Origin of the sequence: Roseibium sp., assembly GCF_025698965.1 — a bacterium.
Lineage (GTDB): Bacteria > Pseudomonadota > Alphaproteobacteria > Rhizobiales > Stappiaceae > Roseibium.
This window is the reverse complement of record NZ_JAILWL010000357.1, coordinates 1-6,828: the sequence shown is the minus strand read 5'-3', so window position 1 is coordinate 6,828 and position 6,828 is coordinate 1. Positions and strand designations below refer to the sequence as shown.

Sequence of the window (6,828 nt, the reverse complement as noted above, 5' to 3'; positions counted from 1 at the left end):
CTGGCAAATCCACGTTTCTCAAGATGATTTCAGGGACAATTCGTCCCACAGCGGGCCGTATCATTCGGGAAGCAAACGTTTCATTTCCCCTTGGTTTCCAAGGAAGTTTCAATGGATCTCTCACAGGTGAACAGAATGTCCGGTTCGTTGCACGCATCTATGGACATGACACTGAAGAACTCGTAGCTTTTGTCGAAGAATTTGCTGAACTCGGAAGGGCATATTACATGCCCGTCAAATCATATTCCTCAGGCATGAGGGCACGGCTCGCATTCGGCGTGAGTATGGGGATCAAGTTCGATTATTATCTTGTAGATGAAATCACGGCTGTGGGAGACGCAAACTTTAAAAGGAAATGTAAAAAGGTTTTTCAAGAAAAGCTTCACTTCTCGGATATAATAATGGTTTCCCACAGCGAAGGTTCGCTTAAGGATTACTGCAATGCCGGCATTGTACTCGAGGACGGAAATTTGACTTACTTTCCAAATATCGACGATGCTATTCGGTGCCACAATGAAAACATGGCGCGCCGATAATCTTTTGTAGTGAGAATGCCAAGGAATAACGGATGTCGGCAGAAACCCAACTGGACGAAGACGCGGCAAAGAACAAACGTTCCGAGGATGTCATTCCTCTGAAACGCGAATTAAAGTCTTCGAAACCGGCCAAAGATCATTCGTTGCTCGATCGCCTGAAACGAGCTGGTCTGGACCCACATAAACTCCTTGATCTCACTCTTCAAAACGGATCGGGGCAGACAAAGCGCTCGAAGCGTCACTGGTACGTTCGCGCGAGCTTGCTCCTGACAGTTCTGCTACCGTCGCTGTTTGTTTCTTACTACATGTTCTTCGTCGCCAGCGATCAGTATCACAGCACGACTGCATTTGCCATTCGAAGCTCCAATATGCCCGCGACCTCTGAGATCCTTGGCATGGTCCTGAGCAGCGGGGCGGATTCAACCACCTCGAACAGCTACATAGTGCACGACTATTTGCAGAGTCAGGCTGTGCTGGACGACATCAAGCGTTCGGTTGACATCAATAGTGTTTTTAATCGCGAAGGTTCCGATTGGTTTTTCAGAATGGGAGAGAATCTTCCGGTCGAAGATCAACTCGACTACTGGAACAGCATGGTTGACGTTAGCTACGATGCGACGTCCAGCGTAATTTATGTTGAAGTCCGAAGTTTCAATCCAGAGGACTCGGTCGCAATTGCCAGCGAAGTCCTCAATCGTAGCGAAATACTTGTAAATAAGCTCTCTGACGCCAACCGACGGCAATCTGTCCGCTATGCGGAAGAAACAATTGCCCGCGCCGAAGCACGCCTCAAGGCAATTCGCCGGCAGTTACTGGACTATCGCGAAAAGACGCAAGAAGTCAGTCCTGAAGAAAATGCTCGCCTTGCCGCCGAAATGATTGCAGGGCTTGAGCAGAACGTGGTGTCAAAGGAAGCTGAGCGCACAACGCTTCTTAGTTACCTGAACGAAGATTCGCCGCGTATTCGAATTCTGACTGAAGAAATCTCCGCCCTGAAGCAGCAGGTGCAGGCCGAAAGAAAACGTCTAGGCAGCGGCAGATCTACTCAAGAACCGGCAGCGGGGACAACAGCGTTGGATCGTTCCACGATTTCGTTTCGGATCGCTGATTATTCGGACCTGAAACTGGAAGAAGAGTTTGCCAACCAGCTTTACGTTACTTCACTGGCAAGCCTTGAACAGGCGCGACAGGAGGCCGATCAGAAACACATGTATCTGGCGACTTTCATCCAACCCACGCTTTCGGAAGACGCGCAGTACCCACGCCGGATTCTGAGTTCCATCGCTTTCTTCCTGTTGGCGCTTGGGATTTGGGTAACCGTCGTCCTGATGATTTACAACATTCGGGACCGGAGCTGAGACGGGTGAACTCGAACGCGGATCGGGACCCCGTTTTTCTCACAGCCGAGTGGTGACAATTATTGCGGGCAACTTCGCCAGTGCAGTGCGAGCCCACTCCTCCGCAAGGAGTTCTGGATCTGCCACGAGTGTTTCTTCAACCTCTTCCTGCCTGCAACGGCTAGCTGGCCTCCAGCGCTTCTGCAAACAAGGAACTTTACCTGACGCATGAGAACAAGCTCCGGTGTCCTGGCGAGAACTCACTCGCCGGAGGTCAAAATTGTGAAGAGTTATTCGAATTCGCCAAATAGTCTTGAAATCGTACCTTGAGTTCGAGATAGGCAAAAAAAGGTGCCAGATATGAATGGCACCCTCCTAAGTTCTTTGAAAGACGGATTAGGAACCACGTAGTTCGTTCAGTTGATCCGTGAGTTTATGGATCTCTGTCTTGCGAAGGTGGTTCTGCCGCTGAAGCTCGACGATAATCTGATACTGATCCTTCAGAAGACCCCAAAGTTGTTCGACCTGCGCAACATCGTCTCCGTCGGACTTGTAGGCGAGTTCGAGGAACTGCGAATTGATCGGATCAAATGTCTTAGTCAACATTGCCTGTGTTTCCGCTTTCAGCTTCTCCCGGAAATCTCCCGGTGTACCCTTACGCTTGTGGACATTAACGTCCTCTTTCTCGGCTTTGAAGTGGGCCTTGCCAACAATGTTCAGAGGAATTCTGTCGTCCAGGATACCGAGCAACTCGTTGATAAGATATACCCAACGCTCGCCCAGATCATAAATATCTTCGTAGCGGAACAAGAGTGATTCAGGATATTTGCGCGCCAGCGTTATCAGGTTGAGGCTGGTCATCTCATAGGGCGCAGCCTCATCGAGAACATATTCGTCAAGCTCCTTACCAAGCTCCCGCCCCTTCTGGGAAAAATCGGTTTTCTGGCCGGGAACAAAGACGCTATGATAGTGGCGCATCGCAAAATAGTGGGACACCACGCAGTCCCTCGGATCCCGTGTAACGATGACGATCTTGAACTTGGACAGATCCTTCTCAAGCAGCCACTTTGGTACTTCGCGGAACGGACCGATGAAATGGCCTGTTTCGGGAAAGTGATCCTTGTTCATGTTCGCGGCTTCAGAGAGCGGAATACCCTGGTCGTAGAGTTCCTTGCCGACGTCGAGCCATTTCATGCCTGCCGCCAGCGCAAGATTCCCCACGATGTCACAAGTAACCGACGAGCCGCCGCGAGCCAGTCCAAAAAAGATGATGCTCTGCTTTTCTGTCATGCTTATACCTTGTCGAGTTTTACTCTGCGCGCATATCCTTGGGGAAGGAACTTGTTGTAAAAGCGCAGTGTCCGTATGGTCTTATGGCTCGGTTCGATAATTTCCCTCATTCTCAGACGGGAGATTATGAATTTCAGTTCAAGAGGCATATATCTGTCGGGGTGAGCCAGAAAGGCCTCTCTGCGACTCTTCAGATAGAACGGAAAACCGTCCAATTTCTGTTGAAACAACTCGTACCCGATTTCCGACTGTTTATAGATATTCTGTCGAATTTCAGGCAATCGAATTCCAACCAGCCTGGAAATGATGTCTTCAAGAGCATTGTCGGTTGCGGCGGCTGGCGACACAACAATACCCGTCGCACCATCGTCGATGTATTCCGCGTTGCCGGGCCCATCCACTGCTATCGGGACGCATCCGTGTTCCATCGCATGAATAGTCGAAAATCCGATACCTTCAGATATGCGCGGGCACAGAAAGAACTTTGAGTCGTAGAGAACATCGTCCAACTCACTTCGGTCGGCGAAATAGGTCGTGTTGTACCGTATGTCAGGCGTCTCAAGTGGATCATCAAGCATCAAGTGCGTATGAAGACGCAGACCACATTGCTTGAGGCTGTTCCGTAGATTATTGACTTCACGCCACATAGTCGTCCGGTGTCCGTAGAAGACATCAATCCCGCGATCTTTTGCGAGCACCTTCTTTTGGTCTCCGGGCTTGTTGTAGTAGCGCATCCGGTAGCTGGTGTTACGAACACGTTCCATCTTGGTTGCGATGAAATCGGTCATCGAAATAGAACCGAGCATACCCGACAGTGCGAAATAGATGTCAGGCATGTTTCCGCAGCCATCAGCCATGGGCATACAGACCGCAGGTACCCCGCGAGACAGGAACCAGGCCGCAACCAGATCTGACTGAACACAGATAACCAGATCCACGTTGTCCTTGTTCAGTTCATGAAGCACCCAGCGATCGGCATTAATGGCAAAAAGCGATGCATCAACGCCTTTCTGCGACAACGCCTCTTTCACCCACTTGAAGGATCCACTCTTGAAGTGCGCAGTATGGCAAAGAATTGCAACTTTCATTTGATTGAAACTCGGTCAAAGTTTAGTTGCCGATACTTCTCGGCAGCCTCACGCCCTTCTTCCAAAGTCTTTTGCCGGCCTTGCCGCAAAATCCTATCAACTTCGAAGTTTAACTGATCGAGCGTGTAATAACGGCGAATGATCCCCTCTCGAAAGTGATCATCAACAAAAGCGTTGCCCCCGCGCCCGATCATCAATTTGCTGTGCTCCAGGCTCTCGAAGAAAATCGCCGATCCGCGATACCAATACGTGCCGGGAGTGTAGGGAAGAAGGACTGCATCTGCCCCCCAGATGGCCTTTTCGAACTCATCCCGGGGGAGACCAGAGGGCAAGTAATCAATGTTAGGGAAAAGATCTTCCAAGTACTTCGACTTTGTATGGAAGCGGCTGCCCTTGTTGAAGTTTTGAGCTCTCAACACGACCGACATGCCAAACCGGTCCATCAAGGACCTCGCAAGCTTCGTAACGTGCAAACCGCCTTTGTCTTCCCTGCTCTTTCCAGGAAGACAGATCACGAGCGGGTATTCCGGCGAATACGTGTCGGGAACGTCAGAGGCAGTATCCGTGGCCTGTATTTGCTGCTGGTTTATCGGAAGCCCGATTGTCTCGACTTCATGATTGAGAACGAAGTTAAGATACTCGGAATATCGTCCGGCTTCAGCCTGCAGAGTGAGCATTTCGGCTGGCACTTTGCGCAGTGTATGGAAAAGGACTTTGCGGGTTGCACCTCTTTTGATCGATGCATTTTCCAGTACGCCGATAAAGCGAATGGAAAGGTGAAACTTCGCACTTTCTTCAACCAGCAGTTCCGCACATCCGAGGACGAAGTAGTAATCGGCACTCGGAAAATAGACCGTCACGTCCGGATCCGAAGCGGTCTCGCGCTTGATGATTTCGCGAATTTGCTTCTTTGCTGTTCGGCACCAGGATTTGTGTAGTGGTTTACCCAGGTTGGCCCTGACAAAATCATAGCCCCACTGGAATGCTTTGTTCTTCACCCTCTGATTGAACGTATCCAGATACAGCGTCGGATACAACATCGAGACTTCTTCGACATTGTATCCAAGCTTATGAAAACGCTCTACTTTTCCTGCAACAACAACGACAATACGGTCGAATTCCGATTTGACGCGGTCATAATATCGAATTACAGAATCGATGTTATGTCCGAATTCGTTGTGACACCCAGGGTCACAGATTATCAGTGTTGACATTCGAGTTCGAGCCCTGCCTCTAAGCTTGATCCCTCAAGTTTTTGACGCAGAAACAGGTCGTCATGTACGAGCTGCTTGACCCCTGCGCGGAAGTCTCTTGGCGACCAATCCGGAAACAGTCTTCTCGCCTTTGAAACATCGGGACAGCGTCTCGATACGCTGCCAGGAGGGGCCGGGTGACATTCGATCTCCTGCTCGCCCATTCCGAGTTCCTCCAGAATGATGCGTGCTGCCTTCTGAATTTCCAGCTCTTCCTCGCTACCTACATTCAGGATGTCGCCAAGAAGATTGGGGGCAAGCGCCGCGCGCACCGTAAGGTCAACTGCATCCTCGACATAAATGAATGAGCGGGTCTGATCATAGCCATAGAGTTCAAACTGGCCTCTGAGAGCACGACCGACGAAATCCGGTATGAAATGCTTGTCACCCATACGCGGACCGTAGGTGTTGTGATACCGGAGGATCGTGGTAGGCATGCCGCATTGTTTAGCCGCACTCAAAACGAAGAGTTCGCTCATCGTTTTGCCAGCCGCGTAGGACCAGCGAAGATTTTTCGGATTGTCGATGGAAAGCAGGACATCCTCAGGGGTGGGAATTGCAGCGAGTCCCAATTCGACAGAGCAAGCGTAGGACTCAGATGTTCCCGTAAACACGAACCGGGAGAGGTTGGGTGCGCCCGTAAACTTATCGATCAAGTTCAGTGTCGGGATCGTGCAGGATCTCGCGACATCCAGAGCCTTGTCATAAAAGTTCTGCGTACCGTTAATCGCAGCGAGATGAAACACGACATCGACGTCTGTAGGCAACACTTCCAGTTGCTTTGCGTCATTCAAATCTATGCTAAAATGGGTAAAATTGCGATGCTCAGCCATTGCCCAATACTGGTCAATCGCGCTGCTGTTTACGAAGTTGTCGACTCCGATGACTTCCCAATCGGCTTCAAGCAGATGTTTGCACAAATGGAATCCAACGACGCCAGCACTACCGGTTACTAATGCCCTCAACGCACCACCTCAAGCTTTTCTTCTCTTTCCAAGGACATGCTGCCAGCGTTACTCAACTGAAATCGAAATCCGATTTCCAATTCCGCAAGCCTCTTGCCAAGTAAATTGGTCAAATCCAGAACGGCCATATTTTCAGGAAGCTTCGACCATGACTGGGAGAAAATACCTGGTTGTTCGTTCTGAACGATTATCATTTCCGAAGCTTCGGTAAAAGATGCAAAGTCTCCATAGATTTTATCTATGCCTTCTACCCGCTCACCGTTTGCGGTCACCAGCGGGTCGTACCCCACGATCCTGGCGTCAGGAAAAAGGTCCCGAACTGCGGCGACGACTTCGGAGACCAGACTTCCACGAACGTC

Annotated in this window: 7 protein-coding genes; 2 read left to right on the top strand and 5 right to left on the bottom strand. The window is 50.3% G+C overall.

Features of this window, described 5'->3' with window-relative positions; genetic code table 11:
* Window positions 1-536, top strand: a 536-nt coding sequence (locus K5905_RS23675) for an ABC transporter ATP-binding protein (protein WP_297588572.1), incomplete at its 5' end; no start/stop codon positions are given.
* 32 nt (window positions 537-568) lie between these two features.
* On the top strand, window positions 569-1,894 hold the full coding sequence (locus K5905_RS23670) for an RkpR, polysaccharide export protein (protein WP_297588569.1): 1,326 nt from the start codon (window positions 569-571) through the stop codon (window positions 1,892-1,894).
* 375 nt (window positions 1,895-2,269) lie between these two features.
* Here the strand turns inward: K5905_RS23670 and K5905_RS23665 are convergent, their stop codons facing one another.
* Genes K5905_RS23665 through K5905_RS23645 form a run of 5 tightly spaced genes read right to left on the bottom strand, consistent with a single transcriptional unit; the run spans window position 2,270 to window position 6,741 of the window.
* Window positions 2,270-3,163, bottom strand: a complete 894-nt coding sequence (locus K5905_RS23665) for a sulfotransferase domain-containing protein (protein WP_297588567.1) — start codon at window positions 3,161-3,163, stop codon at window positions 2,270-2,272.
* Between the two features lie 2 nt (window positions 3,164-3,165).
* On the bottom strand, window positions 3,166-4,251 hold the full coding sequence (locus K5905_RS23660; RefSeq protein ID WP_297588564.1) for a glycosyltransferase: 1,086 nt from the start codon (window positions 4,249-4,251) through the stop codon (window positions 3,166-3,168).
* Window positions 4,248-5,465: a hypothetical protein gene (locus tag K5905_RS23655; protein ID WP_297588561.1), complete on the bottom strand. Its 1,218-nt coding sequence runs from the start codon at window positions 5,463-5,465 to the stop codon at window positions 4,248-4,250. The genes K5905_RS23660 and K5905_RS23655 overlap by 4 nt, the downstream gene beginning before the upstream one ends.
* On the bottom strand, window positions 5,453-6,469 hold the full coding sequence (locus K5905_RS23650) for an NAD(P)-dependent oxidoreductase (protein WP_297588559.1): 1,017 nt from the start codon (window positions 6,467-6,469) through the stop codon (window positions 5,453-5,455). The genes K5905_RS23655 and K5905_RS23650 overlap by 13 nt, the downstream gene beginning before the upstream one ends.
* The gene (locus K5905_RS23645; RefSeq protein WP_297588555.1) at window positions 6,466-6,741 is read right to left on the bottom strand and encodes a hypothetical protein; all 276 of its coding nucleotides are present in this window, start codon (window positions 6,739-6,741) and stop codon (window positions 6,466-6,468) included. Before K5905_RS23645 ends, K5905_RS23650 begins: the two co-directional genes overlap by 4 nt.
* Window positions 6,742-6,828: the final 87 nt, after the last annotated feature.

What these genes read in the sequence shown, in the direction of transcription:
- K5905_RS23660 (WP_297588564.1), bottom strand. Translation starts at nt 4,251, where the DNA reads ATGAAAGTTGCAATTCTTTGCCATACTGCGCACTTCAAGAGTGGATCC.
- K5905_RS23670 (WP_297588569.1), top strand. Translation starts at nt 569, where the DNA reads ATGTCGGCAGAAACCCAACTGGACGAAGACGCGGCAAAGAACAAACGT.
- K5905_RS23655 (WP_297588561.1), bottom strand. Translation starts at nt 5,465, where the DNA reads ATGTCAACACTGATAATCTGTGACCCTGGGTGTCACAACGAATTCGGA.
- K5905_RS23665 (WP_297588567.1), bottom strand. Translation starts at nt 3,163, where the DNA reads ATGACAGAAAAGCAGAGCATCATCTTTTTTGGACTGGCTCGCGGCGGC.